This window comes from Staphylococcus pseudoxylosus, from assembly GCF_044794325.1.
Lineage (GTDB): Bacteria > Bacillota > Bacilli > Staphylococcales > Staphylococcaceae > Staphylococcus > Staphylococcus pseudoxylosus.
In genome coordinates, this window is record NZ_CP085024.1 from 1,819,008 (window position 1) to 1,841,642 (window position 22,635).

18 protein-coding genes are annotated in these 22,635 nt (G+C 33.8%); 3 read left to right on the forward strand and 15 right to left on the reverse strand.

The window, feature by feature from the left end:
- The first annotated feature begins 12 nt into the window (after positions 1-12).
- The gene (locus tag LG295_RS08655) at positions 13-69 is read left to right on the forward strand and encodes a hypothetical protein (protein ID WP_326019603.1); all 57 of its coding nucleotides are present in this window, start codon (positions 13-15) and stop codon (positions 67-69) included.
- A 1,291-nt stretch (positions 70-1,360) separates the two neighbouring features.
- Here LG295_RS08655 and priA read toward each other — a convergent pair.
- From priA to gmk, 4 genes are all read right to left on the reverse strand, one after another.
- Complete coding sequence (priA, locus tag LG295_RS08660; RefSeq protein WP_107531311.1) at positions 1,361-3,769, reverse strand: primosomal protein N'; 2,409 nt, start codon at positions 3,767-3,769, stop codon at positions 1,361-1,363.
- 1 nt (position 3,770) lies between these two features.
- Positions 3,771-4,979 carry a bifunctional phosphopantothenoylcysteine decarboxylase/phosphopantothenate--cysteine ligase CoaBC gene (gene coaBC / locus LG295_RS08665; protein ID WP_107531312.1) on the reverse strand — a complete coding sequence of 403 codons (1,209 nt, stop codon included), beginning with the start codon at positions 4,977-4,979 and terminating at the stop codon, positions 3,771-3,773.
- Between the two features lie 454 nt (positions 4,980-5,433).
- On the reverse strand, positions 5,434-5,646 hold the full coding sequence (gene rpoZ / locus LG295_RS08670) for a DNA-directed RNA polymerase subunit omega (RefSeq protein WP_029377521.1): 213 nt from the start codon (positions 5,644-5,646) through the stop codon (positions 5,434-5,436).
- Positions 5,646-6,269: a guanylate kinase gene (gene gmk, locus LG295_RS08675; protein WP_107531313.1), complete on the reverse strand. Its 624-nt coding sequence runs from the start codon at positions 6,267-6,269 to the stop codon at positions 5,646-5,648. Before gmk ends, rpoZ begins: the two co-directional genes overlap by 1 nt.
- Before the next feature lie 159 nt (positions 6,270-6,428).
- On the opposite strand from gmk, the gene LG295_RS08680 reads away from it, so the two are divergent.
- Positions 6,429-8,126, forward strand: coding sequence for an NFACT family protein (locus LG295_RS08680; protein WP_107531314.1), 1,698 nt, complete (start codon positions 6,429-6,431; stop codon positions 8,124-8,126).
- Between the two features lie 515 nt (positions 8,127-8,641).
- On the opposite strand, the gene LG295_RS08685 is transcribed toward LG295_RS08680, so the two are convergent.
- Together LG295_RS08685 and LG295_RS08690 are read right to left on the reverse strand one after the other, a co-directional pair.
- Positions 8,642-9,049, reverse strand: a complete 408-nt coding sequence (locus LG295_RS08685) for a VOC family protein (protein ID WP_017724238.1) — start codon at positions 9,047-9,049, stop codon at positions 8,642-8,644.
- Positions 9,050-9,199: 150 nt separating this feature from the next.
- Entirely contained in the window at positions 9,200-10,054 is an 855-nt protein-coding gene (locus LG295_RS08690; protein WP_318832945.1) for a YitT family protein, read from the reverse strand.
- Positions 10,055-10,887: 833 nt separating this feature from the next.
- Between LG295_RS08690 and LG295_RS08695 the strand changes: the two genes are divergently transcribed.
- Entirely contained in the window at positions 10,888-11,787 is a 900-nt protein-coding gene (locus LG295_RS08695; RefSeq protein ID WP_107531316.1) for an Mph(C) family macrolide 2'-phosphotransferase, read from the forward strand.
- A 400-nt stretch (positions 11,788-12,187) separates the two neighbouring features.
- Here the strand turns inward: LG295_RS08695 and LG295_RS08700 are convergent, their stop codons facing one another.
- The 9 genes from LG295_RS08700 to pyrR form a co-directional block, all read right to left on the reverse strand.
- The gene (locus tag LG295_RS08700; RefSeq protein WP_107531317.1) at positions 12,188-12,370 is read right to left on the reverse strand and encodes a hypothetical protein; all 183 of its coding nucleotides are present in this window, start codon (positions 12,368-12,370) and stop codon (positions 12,188-12,190) included.
- A gap of 22 nt (positions 12,371-12,392) precedes the next feature.
- A complete protein-coding gene (gene pyrE / locus LG295_RS08705; RefSeq protein WP_107531318.1) occupies positions 12,393-13,004 on the reverse strand; it encodes an orotate phosphoribosyltransferase in 612 nt (203 codons plus the stop codon).
- 1 nt (position 13,005) lies between these two features.
- Entirely contained in the window at positions 13,006-13,698 is a 693-nt protein-coding gene (gene pyrF, locus LG295_RS08710; protein ID WP_318832948.1) for an orotidine-5'-phosphate decarboxylase, read from the reverse strand.
- A gap of 104 nt (positions 13,699-13,802) precedes the next feature.
- A complete protein-coding gene (gene carB / locus LG295_RS08715) occupies positions 13,803-16,976 on the reverse strand; it encodes a carbamoyl-phosphate synthase large subunit (RefSeq protein WP_107531320.1) in 3,174 nt (1,057 codons plus the stop codon).
- Positions 16,969-18,069: a carbamoyl phosphate synthase small subunit gene (locus tag LG295_RS08720; protein WP_107531321.1), complete on the reverse strand. Its 1,101-nt coding sequence runs from the start codon at positions 18,067-18,069 to the stop codon at positions 16,969-16,971. Before LG295_RS08720 ends, carB begins: the two co-directional genes overlap by 8 nt.
- Complete coding sequence (locus tag LG295_RS08725) at positions 18,069-19,343, reverse strand: dihydroorotase (protein WP_318832949.1); 1,275 nt, start codon at positions 19,341-19,343, stop codon at positions 18,069-18,071. The genes LG295_RS08720 and LG295_RS08725 overlap by 1 nt, the downstream gene beginning before the upstream one ends.
- Positions 19,340-20,242: an aspartate carbamoyltransferase catalytic subunit gene (locus LG295_RS08730; protein WP_107531323.1), complete on the reverse strand. Its 903-nt coding sequence runs from the start codon at positions 20,240-20,242 to the stop codon at positions 19,340-19,342. Before LG295_RS08730 ends, LG295_RS08725 begins: the two co-directional genes overlap by 4 nt.
- A gap of 31 nt (positions 20,243-20,273) precedes the next feature.
- Positions 20,274-21,578, reverse strand: a complete 1,305-nt coding sequence (locus LG295_RS08735) for a solute carrier family 23 protein (RefSeq protein ID WP_318832950.1) — start codon at positions 21,576-21,578, stop codon at positions 20,274-20,276.
- Between the two features lie 277 nt (positions 21,579-21,855).
- A complete protein-coding gene (gene pyrR, locus LG295_RS08740) occupies positions 21,856-22,383 on the reverse strand; it encodes a bifunctional pyr operon transcriptional regulator/uracil phosphoribosyltransferase PyrR (RefSeq protein WP_107531325.1) in 528 nt (175 codons plus the stop codon).
- Positions 22,384-22,635 lie beyond the last annotated feature (252 nt).

Consider the following 22,635-nt stretch of genomic DNA (forward strand, 5'->3'; position numbering starts at 1 on the left):
AATAGTAATCGAATTCAACAAAAACTAAACTACTTATCCCCTGTAAAATTCAGAGAATTAGCAGCCTAAAACCATTGTGTTTTTATTAAGCTCCCATTCTAAGGGTTCAGTACCAATTTGCGTAGGGTTTGTTTATTTCTATTTATATAGTTAGTTTTCAAAATAATATTGGTCTTTTACTAACTACATTGTAAATTTTTTAAAATCCAATATAGTACAAATTAGCACGGTATCCATGCAAATTTTGCTAAATCCTCTATATCTCATTCATCTTATACTACGATGTAATTTTACAACGATTTTATGTAATAAATAATTAATAGGTACCAATTCACAGATAGGGATTATTTCATATTGCTCTCTTTTATCAATTGGTTTATTTAACATAATAAATATCACCACTGTTTAAATTATATATTATACTATTTACATATAAAATTAGCAGTGATTTGAGCCGACTCCTGTGGAAAGAGTATTTTCCCAAGACTACAGGCTAAGGCAGTGCTCGCGAAAAGCTTGCAAAAAAAACTGCCAACAAAGTCAAATACTTTGTCGACAGTAAAAACGCAACTCCTAAACAGTATTGTATTACCATAAAAAATATATTAAATGTTTTTATTTTTTAAACTTTAATTAACATTTTTAAACCTATGTATATACATACGCACAACTCTTACTATCATAGAAATAGTTGGAAAAACCATGGCTAACAATATCCAATAATAAATATCAACAAAGGTATTTTCCCATTCTAAAGGGATTAAGATACCACATATTAAATATAGTATCAAAATAACAAAATTTATTAAAACACATAATAGTAAATGACTGAACTTCGAGACACCTTTATAATTAAAAGTGTTTTTCCAATATCTTAAATACATTTTTTCTCCTTTATATTAAATAAATTCTATAGTTATTTAATTAAAAACCACTCTAAACACAAGTGTGAACTTAAAAAGTTTGTCTGGATGTAAGCCTAATGGACATGTATTAGACTTATTCTATCTAACAGCACCCTTAGGTGTGCTACATAATATTATTATATTAGATATACTTAGTAAACTATAATTAATATAAAAAAGTTACATCACATACTTTCATACATATACATACACATACTGGTTTGTTAGAAGAATTAGAAGTTTCGTTAAAAGCTATTATGAAAAGAGCGGGATATATAAACGAAAAAACTACTACTCCAAATATATAGCCCTACAACAGAAAAATAGACAAACAGTCAACCGAGAAATTAGAAATATCCCAAATTGAACTACCTGCCCTTTTTCTGCCCTTAATTAAGTTTCAGTAACCGCATAAAGCTTTAAAAATACTACTATTAAGCACGTATACTACCAATCTACATCATCATTTGTGGATTTATATCAATCTTTAAGGATAATTTCTCTTTTAAGTATTGATCATGATAATAATCGTCTAAATATTTTAGTGCTTCGTGTAATGCAGGTTCACTTTTATATTTCACTAAAATTTGAAAACGGTATTCATTGTTGATGCGAGATAAAGCTGCTGGTGATGGGCCAAGTACTAATGCTTTATCGGTTAAATGTTGTAACAAAATTTTATGAATATGTTTCGATGCTTCCATAACTTTTTTCATCTCTTTATGAGCAATGGTAAAATTGATTAAAAAGAAATAAGGCGGATATTTACCCATTTTACGATAATTCATTTCCTTATTAAAAAAAGCTGTATAATCGTTAGCTTGAACATCTTTAATAGCATAATGTTCTGGATTATATGTCTGGATGATAACCTCCCCTTCTTTTTCATGTCTACCAGCTCGACCGGAAACTTGAGTTAATAACTGATACGTTCTTTCACTAGCTCTAAAATCCGGAAGATTCAACATAGTATCAGCATTTAAAACGCCTACTAATGTAATATTAGGAAAATCTAAGCCTTTAGCAATCATTTGTGTACCAAGTAAAATATCTCCTTTACCTGCTCCAAAATCATCTAAAAGTTTTTCATGTGCGCCTTTTCTTGAAGTTGTATCCACATCCATACGTATAATACGAGCTTCCTGGAACGCTTCTTGTAATAACTCTTCAACGCGTTGCGTGCCTGTACCTACTTGCCTAATGTGCTCACTTTCACAGTTCGGGCATTTATTGGGAGGCACTTCTTGATGTCCACAGTAATGACATTTAAGTTGATCTGTTGATTTATGATAAGTAAGTGATATATCACAGTTTGGACATTGTGGTACATGACCACAATCCCTACATAACATAAATGAAGCATATCCTCTTCGATTCAGGAATAACACGATTTGTTCGTTTTTATCTAATCTTTGTTGTATAGATTTGCGTAATTGCTCAGAAAACATCGAACGGTTACCTGAGCTAAGCTCAGCTCTCATATCGACAATTTCAATTTCTGGCAATGCTTGTTGATTTACCCTATTGGGTAGAGATAGCAATTCATAAACGCCTTTTTCTGCTCTTGCATATGTTTCAAGACTTGGTGTTGCACTCCCTAAAATTAATGGACATTGATGATACTGACTTCGCCATTGGGCTATGTCTCTTGCCTGGTATCTAGGGTAATCTTCTTGTTTGTATGAAGACTCATGTTCTTCATCAATTATAATCATCCCTAAGTTTTTAAAGGGCGCGAAAACACTTGATCTTGCACCTACACTTACACTCGCTTTACCGTCTCTAATTTTCTGCCATTCATCATAGCGTTCACCCTTGGACAAACCAGAATGTAATACTGCTACTTCGTCACCGAATCTTCTTTTAAACCTTAAGACCATTTGAGGTGTCAAAGCAATTTCTGGTACTAACATCATCGCTTGTCTTCCTAATTTCAATACTTCTTCAATCGTTTGTAAATAAACTTCGGTCTTTCCTGATCCAGTGACACCATGAAGTAAATAAGTACGTTGCTGGTGCGCCTGAATACTTTCAAGTATAGATTTATAAGCCTCTTGTTGATCATCTGTGAGTTGTTGTTTTTGATCTTGCTCAAAAACACGTGTTTCAAAGGGATCGCGTTCAACAATCGCGTCATATTTTTCTACAAAACCTTTACGCATTAAAGTATCAATACTCGATTTAGAAAAGCCCATCTCTTCTAAATCTTTTAATAGTACCGTATGATGATGTTCATCTAACAAATAAGCATAGAGCTCGTACTGTTTTTTAGATTTTTCCAATGAACCTAAGACGCTATCATAGTCGAAGCCCTCAATAATGCTAACGGCACGTTGTTTCTTTTTACTCACATTTTGAGATAAAAGTGTCACTTCAGATACTATACCTTGCTTGAGCAATGGTACTATCTGGCCTAAATCATCATTATATTGAGCTTCTTTATATGGGTATTGGCCATCCTTATCAAACTTAACTAAAAGTGATTCAGGAACAGCGTCAGCATCTACAATTGAAAAAACTTTTGTATATTTTGCCTTTATAGCACTTGGCAACATTACTTCTAACATTGAAATTCGTTTAGTAACGAAGTAATTATTATACCATTCAGTTAATTGGATTAGTTCTTCTGTTAATTCTGGTTTGATATCTTGTATTTCTTTAATTTCTTTTAATTTTGCGATATCTATATTGCCATCAGGTTCCTCAATGACTTGCATAACATAACCTTGAATGGTTCTTGGCCCAAATGGAACAATAACTCGCATACCTACCTGAACCATTGACTGTAATCTCGTAGGAATTATATAGTCGAATGTAAAGTCAACGCTCTTGGAAGGTATATCAACAATTACCTTAGCTATCATATTATTGCCACCTTGTTTCTAAACTATTCAGTATGTGCTCCGCTAATTCGACTTTTTTATGTTTTCCTAACGCTACCGTATCACCTGTTTTATAGTACATTGTGTAGTCATTATCATCTGAACTAAAACCAATGGTTCTATCGCCTACATTGTTTGCAATGACTACATCAGCATTTTTATTTTTTAGTTTCTTTTGAGCATATTCTGCTATATTTTGTGTTTCTGCTGCAAATCCTACTAAAAATTGATGTGTTTTATGCTCACCTAAATGCTTTAAAATATCAGGGGTACGTTTAAATGAAACTGACAGTGTACCTTCTTGTTTTTTCAATTTGTGTTCAAGTGTATCTACAGGGGCATAGTCTGATACTGCTGCTGCTTTAAACACAATGTCTTGATTTTCGAAACGTGCTTTTACTGCATGGAACATGTCCTCTGCACTTTGAACTTGAACTACTTCTACATTTGCAGGCGGTGTTAAATGAGTTGGTCCTGTAACGAGTGTAACTATAGCACCGCGTTTTGTAAGTGATTCTGCTAACGCATAACCAATTTTACCTGAAGCACGATTAGATAAATAACGCACAGGATCTAGTTCTTCGACTGTAGGGCCAGCAGTAATCAGAGCACGTTTGCCTTCAAAACGGCTATTTTTACAAATCGGATTTTGCGTCGATTCATTAAAATATTGATTCAATCGCTCTACGATTTGTAACGGTTCTTCCATTCTACCTTTTGCAACATAACCACATGCCAAAAAGCCTTCACCTGGCTCGAGGAAATAGTAACCATCTGAACTCAAAGTTGCTAAATTTTGTTGAGTTCTACGATTTTCATACATGTGCACATTCATAGCTGGCGCAATGAACTTTGGTGTCTCGGTAGCTAATAATGTAGAAGTCACCATGTCATCAGCGATGCCATTAGCTAATTTTGCAATTGTATTTGCAGTAGCTGGAGCAACAACAATGGCATCAGCCCAATCTCCTAGCGCAACATGTTGTATTTCCTCAGGATTCTGTTCTTTAAAAGTACTTGTATAAACTGGATTTCTACCAATTGCTTGAAACGCTAGTGGTGTAACAAACTCTTGCGCATGATCAGTAAGCATTACTCTTACATCATAATTTGCTTGTGTTAATTTACTAGTTAAATCGATCGCTTTATATGCCGCAATACCACCTGTAACAGCGAGTAATATTCGTTTCATATTATTGTCATTCTCCTTCAAATGAATTAAATATGACTTTTTAAGTCAACATTTTATGTAAAAGCCCAAATTTAAATTTGATGTTTAAGCTTTTAAGAATACTTTAATTACTCATCATTATACACAAATTAATAACTAAATTAAAAAGAGTGAGACGGAAATCTTATTTTCCAGAATGATTTCGTTACCTCACCTGTAAAAGGATGAATCATAGTTAAAAAGCTGTAATTGAAAATAGCATTTTAAACTGATACTCAAGTATAAGTGCCACTAGCTCGATAATTAGATAAAGGCTACGCACTAAATCTCTTGCACAAGAAAATTAGCAGTGCTTTATTTAAGTGTAGGCTTTATCATTAAAAAGCCTGAGACATTTGTTAATGTCTCAGGCTCACTTTAAAATTCCACTTTCAAAATGCATATGTTCTATACTCGTATCTCAAGTCTATTATTTTTAGAAAGATTTTAGGAATAGTTCGTCAGGAAAAACTTCACCGTCAGCAATTTCTTCTAAAGCTTTACCTACAGGTTTTTTTGAAATATATTTATTTAATAATGCAGTTTCAGGTTTTTCATCCAATTCACGTGCACGTTTTGCAGCAGTAGTTGCTACTAAGTATTTTGAGTTTATTTTATCTGTTAATTGGTTTAATGGTGGTTGTAACATTATTTTTTTGCCTCCAGTATCATTTTTCTATATTTTGCTTCAATACGTTCCCTCTTCAAGTGTTCAGCTGCTACTATTGATTGAATACGTTGTTTCGCTAAGTCTACTTCATCATTAACAACAACATAGTCGTACAAGTTCATCATTTCAACTTCTCGACGCGCTTCATGCACTCGGCTTTGAATCTTCTCACTGGATTCTGTTCCACGACCCACAAGTCGTTCACGCAAATGATCTAAACTTGGTGGCGCAAGAAAAATAAATAGTGCATCTGGGAATTTTTTGCGCACTTGTTTAGCACCTTCTACTTCAATTTCTAAAAACACATCATAGCCTTGATCCATTGTGTCTTTAACGTATTGTACAGGTGTACCATAGTAATTCCCAACAAACTCAGCATATTCTATAAATTGATCTTGTTTAATCAATTCTTCAAATTCTGATTTTGCTTTGAAGAAATAATCAACACCATCGACCTCACCTTCACGCTTATCACGTGTTGTCATCGAAATAGAATACTTATAAGATGTGGACGGATCATCAAATATTTTTTTTCTAACTGTACCTTTTCCAACGCCAGAAGGTCCAGATAGTACAATCAACAAACCTTTCTCATTTTCCATGACTTACTACCTCTCTAAACTGTTCTACTATTATTAGACAATGATACCACAATCTCTAATTACTTGTATAGCATAGCAAAGGACAAACTTTGACCATGAAGATTTCTTATTGCCATGTTACAATATGATGAATGACTAAAAATAAGGTGGCTGATAGTAATGGCATATGATGGTTTATTCACTAGAAAAATAGTGGAATCTCTTCAATTTCTAGTAGATGGAAGAATTCATAAAATAAATCAACCCGAAAACGACACGATGTTAGTCGTTATTCGACAAAATCGTAAAAATCATCAGCTTCTACTTTCTATCCATCCTAGTTTTACTAGAATGCATTTAACAAATAAAAAATATGATAATCCATTTGACCCACCCATGTTTGCCCGTGTTTTTCGTAAACACATCGAAGGTGGTATTGTTAAAGCAGTAAGACAAATTGGTAATGATAGACGTGTAGAAATAGATGTTCAAAGTAAGGACGAAATCGGTGATACAATTTACCGTACAATCATTTTAGAAATTATGGGCAAACACAGTAATTTAATATTAGTAGATAACAATCGTAAAATTATTGAAGGGTTTAAACATTTAACACCAAATACTAATCAATATCGTACAGTTATGCCCGGCTTTCAATATGAAGCACCTCCAACTCAAAATAAAATTAATCCTTTTGAAATTTCTGGTGCTGAAGCGTTAAAATATATCGATTTTAATAGTGGAAAAATTGCGAGACAATTGCTCAATCATTTCGAAGGTTTTAGCCCGCTGATAACGAATGAGATTGCAAACCGTAGACAATTTATGACGACACAAACTTTACCGGAAGCTTTTGATGAAGTACTCGAGGAAATTCAAGGTGAGCCCACACCTGTTTTCCATAAAAATCATGAATCTGGAAAAGAAGATTTCTATTTCATGAAATTAGACCAGTTCTATGATGACGTAGTACTTTACGACTCACTTCATGATTTATTAGATCGCTATTATGATGCGCGTGGAGAAAGAGAACGTGTTAAACAGCGTGCCAACGACTTAGTAAAATTTGTTCAACAACAACTTCACAAGTCTCAAAATAAATTAAGTAAGCTAATAGATGAACGTGAAGGTACCAAAGAAAAAGAGCTGCAACAATTATTTGGCGAACTTATAACTGCTAATATCTATCGTATTAAGCAGGGTGATGAATCACTTACTGCGCTTAATTATTATAATGGCAAAGAAGTGACGATACCACTTAATCCTACAAAATCACCTGCTGTTAACGCACAAAATTATTATAAAAAATATAATAAATTAAAAACACGTGAACACGAATTACAACATCAAATTCAATTAACTAAAGAAAATATTGCGTACTTTGAAAGTATCGAGCAACAACTTACACATATTTCTGTCGATGAAATTGATGATATTCGTGACGAATTAGCTGATCAAGGATTTATGAAGCAGCGTAAACAAAGCAAGAAGAAAAAGAAACAGACAATGCAAATCCAAGCGTATACATCTACAGATGGCGATACAATCTTGGTTGGTAAAAACAATAAACAAAACGATTATTTAACTAATAAACAAGCTAAAAAACATCATCTTTGGTTCCACACTAAAGATATCCCTGGTTCACACGTTGTCATTCTAAGCGATGAGCCAAGTGAAGAAACAATTAAAGAAGCTGCAATGTTATCAGCATACTTTTCAAAAGCTGGTAGTTCTGCACAAGTACCAGTTGATTACACTGAAATCAAACATGTTCACAAACCTTCAGGTGCTAAACCTGGTTTCGTAACATACGACAATCAAAAAACACTTTACGCTACCCCAGATTATGATCACATTCAACAATTAAAAGTTAAATAGCATAATGAGGCTGGAACATAAACCTCCATTCTCAAAATAAAGGACTAATCCGTTTTTTAAAACGGATTAGTCCTTTTTATATAAAAATCTCACGATTTTGATTGTGCGTACATGCCTGGAGTATGGTTCGAGCCTGTAGTCTCTCACTCACACTATCTCCCCAGGCGTCAGCACGTCACAAAATCGTTAAAAATCATGTGTTTTAATAAAAATAAAGCCCTTGCGATTAATTTAATAAATACTGCTAAACTAAATTAACGAGGCACCTTTTGTATAAAAATTATAATATGATTCAACTTACATTACCAATAGAAACTTCAGTTCTTACTCTGACAAATAATGTGGCTATCATAAGATCAAACACCTTCTTATAAAACCATTAATTGCTTTAAAGTAAATCTTAAAGTAGATGCCCTATTAAAATCTTTATTTATTTTCACAGTCAATGTCTGAAACAAAATCTTATAGATGATAAGACTATGTTTATAAAATCATTGATTCATTTATGTTTATGATTATTTGCTTTCTGGCAGTGCCAATTGGAAGTTCACACCAAATTTGTCTTGTATCCACGCAAATTCTCTAAAAGGTGGCATTTCTGTTTTAGGCATTAAAATTGCACCGCCACTTTTCAATTTATTAAATAATCTTTCCATTTCAATTGGGTTATCCACAGTTACATATAAAGACATTGCTGGATTCATTTCAATATCTACACCATTCATGTTGTCAATTGCCATAAACACTTGATCTTTCAATCTGAAAATTGCATGTTGCACTGCCCCAGTGGGCTCATTATCACTTTCACTATAACGGACCAATGCTAATATTTCAGCATCTTCAAAAGTATTTACATATAAATTTATTGCTTCTTCTGCGTTACCGTTAAACATTAAAAATGTCGTGATTTTTGGTATTGCCATTATTTTACCCCCTATATACTTCTTATCATTAGCATAAAGGATATTTCATAAAAAATCGACAAAGCAGAACAAAAACCAAAAGATTAAATGTGCTTTTATATTTATATCAATAACATAATTCACTAGCGTATCTTAAAAAAATATTATCATTTAAGATAAGTTGATAAAGCCATTTCCTAGCACATCCCGTACATCGTGAATAACTAAAAAGGCATTTTCATCTTCTTCATTAACCAATTTTTTTACTCTTGTTACTTGTGATTGAGGAACAACGACATATAACATACTCGTTTCATGCTTACCGTAACCACCTTTACCATTTAATAAAGTAGATCCTCTACCCGTAAAACTATTAATTCTGTCACTGATGACTTCATTTTTACTAGAAATAACTGTAACTGCTTTTTTAGGATTAAATCCTTCAATTATAAATGAAGTTGCTCTTTCTGTAACAAATAACATTATTATAGTAAATAGCACATTTATAAGTGGTAACACAAAAAGAAAAGATAGTACGACTAAACCATCTAATACGAAAATAGCTTGGGCTGTTTTTATATCTAAATATTTATTTAACATTTTTGCGATTACAGATGTGCCACCAATGACACCGCCTGCAGCAATAACTAATCCAATACCAACACCGACTAAAACACCACCGAATGTCGCATTTATAACAAAATTATCTATTCCTGTATTAAAGTTTTTAGTTAAATCTAAAAAGATAGAGATAGCTGTATTCGCTATAAATGTATAAACTGCAGTACGTGTACTTAAATATCTCCAACCTACAATGATAACAATTGTGTTAATAATCAATGATGTAAGTGCAGGTGACCATCCAAACGCATATTTTAATGCGAGCGATATACCGACTGTTCCACCGTCACCTAAATTAGATCCTAATATAAAGCAATTGACCGCTAGCGCACTTACAAAAGCCCCTAATATACATATAATGATATTTTTTGTATGGTCTTTCAACAACTGTTCTACCATTTTCATATAAGTCCCCCTCTTTTTAAAATAACTTTTCATAAATAACAAAGTGTTTTATAAATTAATTTAAAATTATTGTGCATCAATCTTCAAAAATTATCTTTTATATTGTAAGGCCAAATGTACCACAACCAATAAAGCCTTACTACCTTTAATCGCACACAACTTTTATAATATCATTTAAAGCGTTACATCTTAATGACTATTATTGTTATACTTTATTTATGACCATAACGCTTTTACTTTTTACATTTCAAAGTTAAAATATAAATAAAATTGCTGGAGGTATTTCATGTCTTATTATATTATTCCATTACTTATAGCTGCCTTAGTAATATTGGTGTGCTATATTATTATTAAAATAATGATACGCTAGTTTTAAAATTAAAATATGAGTTTTAAATTGCTCATCTATTTTAACAACATAAATCAACACCTCCGTTTAAACTTACGGAGCGTTCAGAACACAGGTAAACTCTATGCATTAATTTGTATAGGGTTTATTTATAATATAACTTAAAAGCTGTACCTTAATTTATGTTGAATGATTTTTTAAGTATTATAATAAAGTAAATAACATTTATCCCGTTTTTATAAAGTATGTGATAATAAGATTCTTCATCAAAACTATGTTCAATGAATTTAATATCTTTAATAGAAAAACAATGCTTATATAATGCTCAGAAAGTACAATCATTTATAATATTAGAACATAAATAATTTCATACTTTTATATACCAAACTCGTGTAGTTAGTTATCGTTTGCAGATTACGTTAATTTATATCAAGATAAAAATACGTTTATAAGAAAAATATAATAAAAATAAGGAGCCAATAAAATGACTCAACATAATGAAATTATTAAATGTGCAGAAAAACATCAATTACACATCCAACCTCGAACAATTTCATTGAATGAATCGGGCCTTGATTTCCAAGTTGCATTTGGAAAAGATGAATATGGTATAGAATGGGTTTTAAGACTACCGAGAAGACCTGACGTTTATAAACGAACAAAAGCCGAAAAACAAATAGTAGACTTTTTACAGAATAATGTTTCATTTGAAATACCGAAGTGGATAGTACATGCAAAAGATCTTATTGCTTACCCAAAACTTACAGGCAACCCTGCAGCGACAATTGATCCAGAAATACAAGATTATGTCTGGGAAATTGAACACAAACCAGTACCAGAAAACTTTATTAATACATTAGCCGAAACACTCGTAGATTTACACAATATACCAAAAGAAAACATTACCGCAAAACATATAAAAATTAAAACTATACAAGAAATAAAAAATGATTTTCAAAGAAGAATGAATAAAGTTAAAGAAACATATGGCGTAGCATATGAATTATGGGACAGATGGAAACAATGGTTAGAAAACGACGAACTATGGCCTCGACATGCGACCATGATACATGGAGACTTACATCCAGGACATATAATGGTTGATAACCAAGCAAACGTCACAGGTCTTATAGACTGGACTGAAGCAACTCACTCCGATCCATCAATGGACTTTATGGGACACCATCGTGTATTCGGGGAAGAAGGATTAGATCAACTTATAACTGCATACAGTAAAGCTGGTGGTCAAATATGGCCACGAATGAAAGAGCATATATTAGAACTTAATGCAGTATTTCCAATGTTTATTGCTGAATTTGCTATGAAATCAGGAGAACCAGCATTTGAGAAAATGGCATTGAAAGAGTTAGGTATGGAAGAATAGGGGTTTTAAAATAACGCATATAATTTTATTGAAGGTTCAATAATAGATTGAATTAGCTGTATCAAAGTTGTAACAGTAATGTACTCAATAATTATCAGAAGTTCATTCACATAAAAACACTGGGCGCAAATCAGACCTTACGTAAGTGCCCGAAGAAAACTTAAAAAAATGTCGACATTTTGAATCCTTGATTCTATTAAAATATATTTTTTTCTATGTACTATTTGGTTTATTACTATTTAAGCTAGAACTACTATTATGGCTTGTCGTGTATATACAATAATAAGACAGAAATTTAACTATTAAAAATTAAATTTCTGTCTCATTCTTTTTATTCTAAATTCTCAAATATGATGTTAAACAACATTAAAGCTATATAGAAGTCACATTAAGTTCGTTATTATATGTGTCCTTTTTGTTTAATCGTTGATTTAGATTTTTTATAAATATTTTCTTCAGCTGTTTGCATTGATCCGATTTTGTCATGTACTGCATTATCTTGATGTCTATAATCTTGCTCTTTTTTTAAAAATTTGTTTAAGTGTGCGAAATGATTATAAGCTTCTTTCGGGTCATTTGCCATAACATCCCCTCCACTTAGTATATTATGATAAGTTGTCTCTCCAATCAACTAATCTACTAATATCATTGTCAGAAATTTCTCCATTTTCTTTCGCGACTTCTATAAGTTCATTATAATCGCTCAAAGTGTAAAATGGTACTTCAACGTTTTGAAATGCTTCATCAGCTTTTTTCAAACCATAAGTAAATATAGCAACCACACCAATAACCTCTGCGCCTGATTCTCTAAGTGCATTGACCGCTGTAATTGATGAACCACCCGTAGAAATTAAATCTTCTATAACTACAACTTTTTTACCGTCACTTAATGCACCTTCAATTTGATTTTGCTTACCATGACTTTTACTTTTTGAACGTACATAATTCATAGGTAAGTTAAGTACTTCAGATACATAAGCTGCATGTGGGATGCCTGCAGTTGCTGTACCAGATAAGACTTCGACATTTTCAAAATTTGTTTTAATCAATTCACTTAAACCATCTCTAATGTCGCGTCGTACATCTGGATAACCAAGCGTTACGCGATTATCACAATAGATAGGAGATTTAATCCCTGAACTCCACGTAAATGGATCATTTGGAGATAATGAAACTGCTTTAATATCTAATAATGATTTTGCAATTGCTTTTGCCATTTTAACTCAACCAACTTTCTTTAATTTTATGATAGCTTTCGACTGGATTACTACTTTTAGTAATTGGGCGACCTACGACAATATGTGTCGCACCCATTTCTTTAGCATCTTCAGGTGTTGTTACTCTTTGTTGATCGTCTTTCGTCGAATCTAATGGTCTGATACCTGGCGTTACTTTTAAAAACGCTTCTCCTAGTTCACGTTTGAGCAATTCAGCTTCAAGTGGTGAACATACTACACCATCCAATCCAGATGATTGTGCCAACTGAGCATAATTAAGTACCGCTTCTTCAATCGAGCTTTGAATATTTTGTTCATCTCTCAACATTCTTTCTGTGGTAGAAGTCAGCTGTGTTACTGCTATCAGTTTAATGTTAGGGTTATGCTTTTTAAGTCCTGCTAAAGCACTTTTCATCATTTCAGTTCCACCGGCAGCATGCACATTTACTAAATCAACGTTCAATTTACTTAATCCTTCCATCGCTTTTCCAACAGTGTTTGGAATATCATGCAATTTTAAATCTAAAAAAATATCATGGCCACGATCTTTAATCGATGATATCAATTGTGGACCAGTTTGATAAAAAAGTTCCATACCAACTTTTACAAATAATGGTTCTTCAAATCGATCTAAGAATGCATCTACCGCTTCCACAGAATCAAAGTCTAATGCAATAATAGGTAAGTTTCTCATTTTATTTACACCCCAACACTTTAAATTTCTTTATTTACTTAATTAAAAGGTAAAATAGTAATTTATTCAAACACTATTTTACCTTAGATTATTTTGATGCCGTATTACATGTTTTTCATTGTGAAAGTCATACTTTCAAGCACACTTGTTAGTGCGTCTACTGTATCTAACGAGGTTAGACAAGGTACACCATTTTCAACAGATGCACGTCTGATTTGGAAACCATCACGTTCAACTTCTTTTCCTTTTGTCATAGTATTAACGACGATTTGAACTTCACCATTTTGAATGCGAGTTAATAGATCATCTTCGCCACCAATTTTGCCAACGACTTCTGAAGGAATTTGATTTTCAGCTAATTTCTGTGCAGTACCTTCTGTCGCTAAAATTTTATAGCCGACTTCGTTTAAGCGATGTGCGATAGATACAATTTCATCTTTATCTTTATCACTTACTGTCATCAACACTGTCCCGTGGTCACTGACTTCCATACCACTGGCAGTTAATCCTTTGTAAAGCGCCTTTTCCATTGTAGAATCTTTCCCCATCACTTCACCTGTTGATTTCATTTCAGGTCCAAGCGTAATATCTACGTTTTTCAATTTATTAAAACTGAAGACCGGTGCTTTGACAAACACGCCATTTGCGTATGGTTGGATTCCAGCTTCATAACCTAAATTAACAAGTTTTTCTCCCATAATGGAACGCATTGCCAATTGTGCCATTTGAATATCAGTAATCTTACTTAAGAATGGCACCGTACGACTAGCACGTGGATTTACTTCTAAAACGTATACGCCATCGTGTGCGATAACAAATTGAATATTAATTAATCCGACTATATTTAAACCTTTTGCCAATTTAATAGTAAAATCTTCTAGCGTATCCATTTCCTCTTGAGTTAATGTTTGTGGTGGATAAACCGCAATAGAGTCACCTGAGTGAACGCCTGCTCTTTCGATATGCTCCATGATACCCGGAATAATTACAGTCTCTCCATCACATATAGCATCAACTTCAATTTCTTTACCTGTTAAGTATCTGTCTACTAATACAGGATGATCTGGGCTAGCTTTAACAGCTTGATTCATGTAGTCTTCTAATTCTGCATCACTATTAACAATCTCCATCGCGCGTCCACCTAATACGTAAGATGGTCTTACAACGACTGGATAACCAATGTTCCTTGCATTTTCTAGTGCTTCTTGAGGTGATGTAGCCGTCTTACCATTTGGTTGTGGCACCCCAATTTTATGCAATAACGCTTCAAACTCTTTACGGTCTTCTGCTCTATTTAAATCTTCTAATGAGGTTCCTAGAATTTGAACGTCATGTTTTGCTAATTTATCAGCTAAGTTAATCGCTGTTTGACCACCAAATTGAACGACTACCCCTTTAGGTTGTTCTAAATCGATAATATTCATGACATCTTCTTCAGTTAGTGGTTCAAAGTATAATTTATCTGATATTGAAAAGTCAGTTGATACAGTTTCTGGATTATTGTTTACAATAATTGCTTCATAACCAGCTTGTTGAATCGCCCATACAGCGTGCACCGTTGCATAATCAAATTCAACACCTTGACCAATACGTATTGGACCTGACCCTAGCACTAGAATTTTCTCTTTTTCCGTAACGATAGATTCATTTTCGTATTCGTATGTTCCATAATAATAAGGTGTTGCTGACTCAAATTCTGCAGCGCATGTATCTACCATTTTATACACTGGTGTAATACCGTTTGCTACTCTTAAATCGTGAACTTCAGTTTCTGTCATGTCGAAACGATGAGCAATGACACGGTCGCTAAAGCCATAATTTTTAGCAAATTTCAGGTAATTTATATCCCCTTTATTAGCCTTTAAATCATGCTCTATATTAATAATATGTTGGAATTTGTTTAAGAAGAAATAATCTATTTTTGTCATTTCATGAATTTCTTCTAATGTCGTACCTCTGCGGATTGCTTCTCCTATAAAGAATAGACGTTCATCATCTTGGTCTTTGATACGTGATTTAATATAATCTAAATCGAACGTTTCACCATTTGGTAAGCCTAAATGATGTACACCATATTCTAAAGAACGAATCGCTTTAAGTAACGACTCTTCATATGTTCTTCCGATTGCCATTACTTCGCCTGTTGCTTTCATTTGTGTACCTAGAACACGTTCACCTTTTTCAAATTTATCAAATGGGAAACGTGGAATCTTAGAAATCACGTAATCTAATGTAGGCTCAAAGGCAGCATATGACGTTTCAGTAATCGGATTCAACATTTCATCCAACGTCAATCCTACTGCAATTTTGGCAGCTAATTTGGCAATTGGATAACCTGTTGCTTTGGACGCCAACGCAGATGAACGAGATACACGAGGATTTACCTCGATGATATAGTAATCCATAGAATATGGATCCAGTGCAAGCTGTACATTACAGCCACCTTCAATGCCTAATGCGCGTATCACTTTTAATGATACATCACGTAACATTTGATATTCCACATCTGACAACGTTTGACTAGGTGCTACTACAATTGAGTCACCTGTATGTATACCCACAGGGTCAATATTTTCCATATTACAGACAACGATAGCATTGTCATTTTTATCACGCATCACTTCATATTCAATTTCTTTATAGCCAGCGATTGATTTTTCAATTAAACACTGTGTGGCCGGACTATAATGTAAACCATTACCTACGATTTCTTTAAACTCTTCGTCGTTATAACAAATGCCTCCGCCAGTACCACCCATTGTAAATGCCGGTCTCACGATTAATGGATAACCAACTTCTTCTTTAAATGCAAATGCTTGCTCAACTGTATTGACGATATCACTTTCAGGAACCGGTACATTTAGTTCATTCATCAATGTTCTAAATAATTCTCTATCTTCAGCTTGTTGAATCGACTGCAATTCTGTACCTAATAGCTGTACATTATTAGCTTCCAGTTCTCCACTATCATGTAATTGGATTGCCATATTTAATCCTGTTTGACCACCTAATGTAGGTAGGAGTGCATCTGGTTGCTCTTTACGGATAATACGTGCAATAAAATCATGCGTTAATGGTTCAATATACACTTTATCGGCAATTTCAGTATCCGTCATGATTGTAGCGGGATTTGAGTTAACTAATATTACACGGTAGCCCTCTTCTTTTAATGCCAAACATGCTTGAGTACCTGCATAATCGAACTCTGCAGCTTGACCGATGATAATTGGTCCTGATCCTATAACTAAAATCGTTTCTATATCTTGACGTTTAGGCATTGATTGTACACTCCTTTGTTTTATATTCGTCCATCATATCGATAAATTCATCAAATAAATAATTAGAATCTGATGGTCCCGGACATGCTTCAGGGTGATATTGTACTGAAAAGGCTGGTAATGATTTATGTTTCAAGCCTTCAACTGTGCCATCATTAATAGCAATATGTGTAATTTCTAAATCTGTATTTATTAAAGAATCTTTATCAATTGCATAACCGTGATTTTGACTCGTTAATGCAATTTTTCCAGTTTTTAAGTCTTTGACTGGATGATTAGCGCCTCTATGACCAAACTTCATTTTGAAAGAAGTCGCGCCTTGAGCTAGTGCAAATAATTGGTGACCTAGACAAATACCGAAAAATGGAACCTGTCCTAAGATGCCTTGAATCATTACCACTGCTGTTTCAACCGCTTCAGGGTCACCAGGTCCATTAGATAACATCACACCATCAGGTGACATTCTAATAATTTCTTCTGCAGTAGTGTCGTATGGCACTACCGTTACATTACAACCACGTGCATTAAGTTCTCTTACAATATTTTGTTTTTTACCAAAATCAACCAAGACAACACTTAAGCCATAGCCAGTAGATACATAAGGAGATTTTGTAGATACAGTTGTCACTTCATTACGTGGTAATTCTTTTGTTTTTAATTGCGTAACTATTTGCTCAATCTCGGCTTTATTATCTGTAAACGCAGCTTTTAGCACGCCGTGTTTTCTAATTTTTCTTGTAATACTTCGTGTATCGACGCCTGAAATGCCTGGTATATCATACTCTACAAGTACTTCGTCAAATGTTTTTTGTTTTCTAAAATTACTTGGTTGGCTGCTGATTTCTTTTAATACAACACCGTTTAAAGTAGGAACAAGTGATTCAAAATCATCTCTATTTATACCGTAATTCCCTATTAAAGGGTAAGTAAATGTAATAATTTGACCGGTATACGAAGGATCCGAAATCGTTTCTTGATAACCTGTCATTGCCGTATTAAAGACAATTTCACCTAGTGTTAAATTATCGGAGCCTATTGGGTATCCTTCATAGTATGAACCATCTTCTAAAACAAGATAACGTTGCTTTAACATTATTTTTCCTCCTTAAATTTAACTTCACCTTCAACCATTGTTAATACTGGTGTTCCATAAACGCTATACCCTATAAATGGTGTGTTACGTCCTTTAGACGCAAAGTCATCTGCGTTGATTTCAGTTTCTTTGTCTAAATTGATAACTGCTAAATCAGCTAATCCACCTTCTTCTAATTTTCCGTATGGTAAATTAAATGTCTGGGCTGGTTTAATTGTTAAATAATCAACTAATTGTTGTAATGTCCACTCACCATTTTTAACAAAGTGTGTATAAAGTAACGGGAATGCTGTTTCACTACCTACGATACCAAATGGCGCTTTAGTCATTGGTTGATCCTTTTCTTCAGCTGCGTGTGGAGCATGATCTGTTGCGATACAATCAATAGTTCCATCTAGTAATCCTTCAAGCAATGCGTCTCTATCCTCTTTACTTCTTAAAGGAGGATTCATTTTATAAATCGCATCATCTCCAGGAACATCGTCTTCAGTCAATAATAAGTGATGTGGGGTAACTTCAGCAGTTACATGTATGCCTGCTTTTTTAGCATCGCGTATCGCTCTAACACTTTCTTTAGTAGATACATGGCAAACGTGATAATGCGCGCCTGCTGCTTCTGCTAATAACACATCTCTGGCTATTTGTACTGCTTCGCAAATATTTGGAATACCTGGTATACCTAAAGTTTTGCTACGTTCTCCTTCGTGCATGGCACCGCCATAAATCAAGCTGTTATCTTCACAATGTGCTACGACAGCTTTATTAACTTTTGCAGCTTCTTGCATAGCTTCGTACATCATATTTGCTTGCTGTACCCCTACACCATCATCGGTAAAAGCAAATGCACCATTTTGTGCAAGCGTAGAGAAATCAACATGTTCCTTGCCTGCTTGTCTCACTGTTATAGCAGCATATGGCAAGACTCTAACTTGCGCATTATCTGCTATCAATTGATTTAAATGATTAAGATTTTCTTCAGAATCTGGTACTGGACGCGTATTTGGCATAGGACAAACAGTAGTGAAACCACCTCTAGCTGCTGCCTTTGTTCCTGTCTCAATCGTTTCTTTATGTTCTCCACCCGGTTCACGTAAATGAACATGAACATCGACTAATCCTGGTGAAACAAATTGTCCTTTGAGGTCGATTTCTTCTGTGCCTGCATCAACATCTATTTGAGGTGCGATTTTCTTAATATATTTCCCATCTATTAAGATTGATACCTTTGTTAGTTCACCGTCTTGTAATATTTGTGCATTTGTTAATAATTTCATTTTGCTGTTGCCCCTTCCATTTGTAAGATATAGTCAATAATTGCCATGCGGATATACATACCATTTTCCATTTGTTTAAAAATACGAGACTTAGGTGCTTCTACAAGCGTATCTTCTATTTCTACGCCTCGATTGACCGGAGCTGGATGCATAATAATCGCTCGTTCATTTAGCTTGTTATATCGTTGTTGTGTAAGTCCAAACTGTTCATGGTATTGTGTTGTTTCAAAACTAGCTATTTCACTATCGCCATGTCTCTCGTGTTGTACCCTAAGTAGCATCACGATGTCTATTGAATCAATCACTTCATCTATTTCTACATACGGTGCTTCTAATGTTTCATCTTTCCATGACTCTGGACTTGAAAACATTACATTTGCACCTAAAGCACTTAGACTTTGAAAGTTACTTTTGGCTACACGTGAATTTTTAATATCTCCACAAATTAAAATATTTAAGTTCTCAAATGTTTTGTATTCTTCGTAGATTGTCATAATATCTAATAAACTTTGAGTGGGATGTTGTCCACTTCCGTCACCAGCGTTGATAATTGGGATGTTTAACTTTTCTAACTCATCATAATAATTTGTTTGAGGATGTCGAATTACTAACACATCTGCACCTACTTGTTCTAGTGTTTTACAAGTATCATATAGTGATTCACCTTTTTGAACAGAAGATGTATCTGTTTCAAAATCAATTAATTTTAATCCTAATTTTTGTTCGGCTACTAAAAAACTACTTTTCGTGCGTGTGGAATTTTCAAAGAATAAATTTGCTACGAATTTATCATCAAAACAACATGGTTTCACGTCACCATTTTTAAAAGCGCTCGCGCGTTGTATCAATTCATAAATTTCAGTCGTATTTAAGTGTTCCATTGTTAGTAAATTATCCATATTTTTCAGCTCCTTATTATGACAATTTTTATTAATCTACTGGTGTTTCTTTCGGTAAAATCAAATTCAGTGTTATGCCTGCTAAAGCAGCTAATGCCATGCCTTCAATTTCTAAATTAATACCTAGTCCGTTTAAATTAAATACAAGGTTCCCTATTCCTATGACTAAAATGACAGAAGCAATAACCAAATTTCTGTTACTAGCGAAATCCACTTCACTTTCGACTAGCATCCTCAATCCACTAGCGGCGATAATACCAAAGAGTAAAATGGATACCCCACCCATTACTGGTGTTGGTATGGATGAAACCAGTGCGGTGAATTTCCCAACAAATCCTAAAATAATTGCAATTGTTGCAGCGCCACCAATAACATATACACTATATATTTTAGTAATTGCTAGTACACCAATATTTTCTCCATAAGTTGTACTTGGAGGGCCACCAATGATGCTCGCAAACATCGTTGATACACCATCACCGATGATGGACTTATCTAAACCAGGATCTTTAAAAAAGTTGCGTCCTACTATTTTGTTTATTACCATTTGATGTCCAATATGTTCACTAACAGTCACAAACACAATGGGGATTAATACCAATACTAACCCTAAGTGAAATGAAGGTGTGTAATCTTTAAATGGTAAGTATACTTCTGGAAATTGTAACCATTTGGCCTCGGCAATGGGCGCAAAGTTTACTAATCCCATAGCAATTGAAACAATATAGCCAGTTACTATGCCGATAAGTACCGGAATTAAAGATAAGAAACCTTTAAAGTAACCTTGCACTATAATCGTTACCAGTAATGTAATCATTGCTACTGCTAAATAACTTAAGTTATAACCTTTCATATCTCCCGAGTTCTCAAACATTGCCATATTGACAGCAGTTGGTGCTAAACTTAAGCCGATAACCATAATAACCGGGCCAACAACTACTGGTGGCAATAAGTTCATTAACCAATTTGTCCCACTAATTTTAATCGCTAAACCAATCAGAACATACATGACACCACTCATAAAAAGCGCCACAAGCATGTCGCCTAAGCTATGTGAGTTTAGCCCTGTAATGATCGGTGTTATAAAGGCAAAGCTTGATCCAAGATAAGCAGGTATTTTTGCTTTAGTAATTAAGATATATAACAATGTACCGATGCCTGATGCTAAAAGTGCCGATGATATTGGTAATCCAGTTAAAAATGGCACAAGTACTGTGGAGCCAAACATTGCAAATAAATGTTGCGTACTCAAGAATGCCCATTGTCCAATTTTAGGTCTATCACCTACATCTAATACTGGTTTGACTGTTCGTTCAAACATTGTTTCATTTTCCATGTTTATGCTTCCTCTCATAAAAAAATCTCTTTACATTGAATTCATGTAAAGAGACTAAAAAGTATATATTATCTGTTTTGATTATAGAAAACTAAGCGTTATTCGTAAGTTAAAACGATAACTCAATATAATATAATCAAGATAATATGAAGAGGTGTTTGTTTTAAGCACGTAGCTTATTTTTCTAAAAGTCTATAAATATCCCGTTCAAACAGTAATTTTTATAGTGGCTTTTACCTCTTCCCTTTTTCAGTCTCTCGTACTGAATTAAAAGGTGCTATTCAATTACAACTGCATTTCTATCATCTATTTCTTGTAGAAATACTGATACATCTTCTTCTTTTGCTGTAGGAATATTTTTTCCTACGAAATCTGCGCGAATCGGTAATTCTCTATGACCTCTGTCTACTAAAGTAGCTAAGCCAATTTTTTTGGGCCTCGCGTACTGTAGAATAGCGTCTAATGAAGCTCGCACTGTTCGACCTGTGTATAAAACATCATCGATAATAACAACAACTTGATTTGTGATATTAACATCTATTTCATACGCTTTATCATCAACTTGATTTATTGTTTGTTCTAAATCATCTCTGAATTGCGTAATATCTATTGTTCCAGTTGGTACAGCTATCTCTTCTATTTGTTCGATCTTTTGTTGTATACGTCTCGCTAAAAATGCACCACGTGTCTTAATGCCTAATAAGATTAAATTATCAGTACCTTTGTTATATTCTAAAATTTCATGTGCAATACGTGTGACTGTTCTTTGTATTGCTGCCTCATCCATAATAACGCGTTCTGACATTTTAAACACCTGCCTTAAATTAAGTGATGATATAAAGAAAACCTCATGTCTTTATTAGACATGAGGTTTAGTTAAAAAGTCTACAAACTTCAAGAGACATCACTCAATAACATGAGATGCTTTCTCTTCCATAGTTAAAAAATAATACTATGGCTCCTATTGCGTTAAGAAACTATAACTACAACAGTGTTGCTTCATTCTTATGAACAAACAGTAAGTTTATAATCTTTTTATTAAATAACATGTCTTCGG

What these genes read in the sequence shown, in the direction of transcription:
- priA (WP_107531311.1), bottom strand. Translation starts at nt 3,769, where the DNA reads ATGATAGCTAAGGTAATTGTTGATATACCTTCCAAGAGCGTTGACTTT.
- coaBC (WP_107531312.1), bottom strand. Translation starts at nt 4,979, where the DNA reads ATGAAACGAATATTACTCGCTGTTACAGGTGGTATTGCGGCATATAAA.
- rpoZ (WP_029377521.1), bottom strand. Translation starts at nt 5,646, where the DNA reads ATGTTACAACCACCATTAAACCAATTAACAGATAAAATAAACTCAAAA.
- gmk (WP_107531313.1), bottom strand. Translation starts at nt 6,269, where the DNA reads ATGGAAAATGAGAAAGGTTTGTTGATTGTACTATCTGGACCTTCTGGC.
- LG295_RS08680 (WP_107531314.1), top strand. Translation starts at nt 6,429, where the DNA reads ATGGCATATGATGGTTTATTCACTAGAAAAATAGTGGAATCTCTTCAA.
- LG295_RS08685 (WP_017724238.1), bottom strand. Translation starts at nt 9,049, where the DNA reads ATGGCAATACCAAAAATCACGACATTTTTAATGTTTAACGGTAACGCA.
- LG295_RS08690 (WP_318832945.1), bottom strand. Translation starts at nt 10,054, where the DNA reads ATGAAAATGGTAGAACAGTTGTTGAAAGACCATACAAAAAATATCATT.
- LG295_RS08695 (WP_107531316.1), top strand. Translation starts at nt 10,888, where the DNA reads ATGACTCAACATAATGAAATTATTAAATGTGCAGAAAAACATCAATTA.
- LG295_RS08700 (WP_107531317.1), bottom strand. Translation starts at nt 12,370, where the DNA reads ATGGCAAATGACCCGAAAGAAGCTTATAATCATTTCGCACACTTAAAC.
- pyrE (WP_107531318.1), bottom strand. Translation starts at nt 13,004, where the DNA reads ATGGCAAAAGCAATTGCAAAATCATTATTAGATATTAAAGCAGTTTCA.
- pyrF (WP_318832948.1), bottom strand. Translation starts at nt 13,698, where the DNA reads ATGAGAAACTTACCTATTATTGCATTAGACTTTGATTCTGTGGAAGCG.
- carB (WP_107531320.1), bottom strand. Translation starts at nt 16,976, where the DNA reads ATGCCTAAACGTCAAGATATAGAAACGATTTTAGTTATAGGATCAGGA.
- LG295_RS08720 (WP_107531321.1), bottom strand. Translation starts at nt 18,069, where the DNA reads ATGTTAAAGCAACGTTATCTTGTTTTAGAAGATGGTTCATACTATGAA.
- LG295_RS08725 (WP_318832949.1), bottom strand. Translation starts at nt 19,343, where the DNA reads ATGAAATTATTAACAAATGCACAAATATTACAAGACGGTGAACTAACA.
- LG295_RS08730 (WP_107531323.1), bottom strand. Translation starts at nt 20,242, where the DNA reads ATGGATAATTTACTAACAATGGAACACTTAAATACGACTGAAATTTAT.
- LG295_RS08735 (WP_318832950.1), bottom strand. Translation starts at nt 21,578, where the DNA reads ATGGAAAATGAAACAATGTTTGAACGAACAGTCAAACCAGTATTAGAT.
- pyrR (WP_107531325.1), bottom strand. Translation starts at nt 22,383, where the DNA reads ATGTCAGAACGCGTTATTATGGATGAGGCAGCAATACAAAGAACAGTC.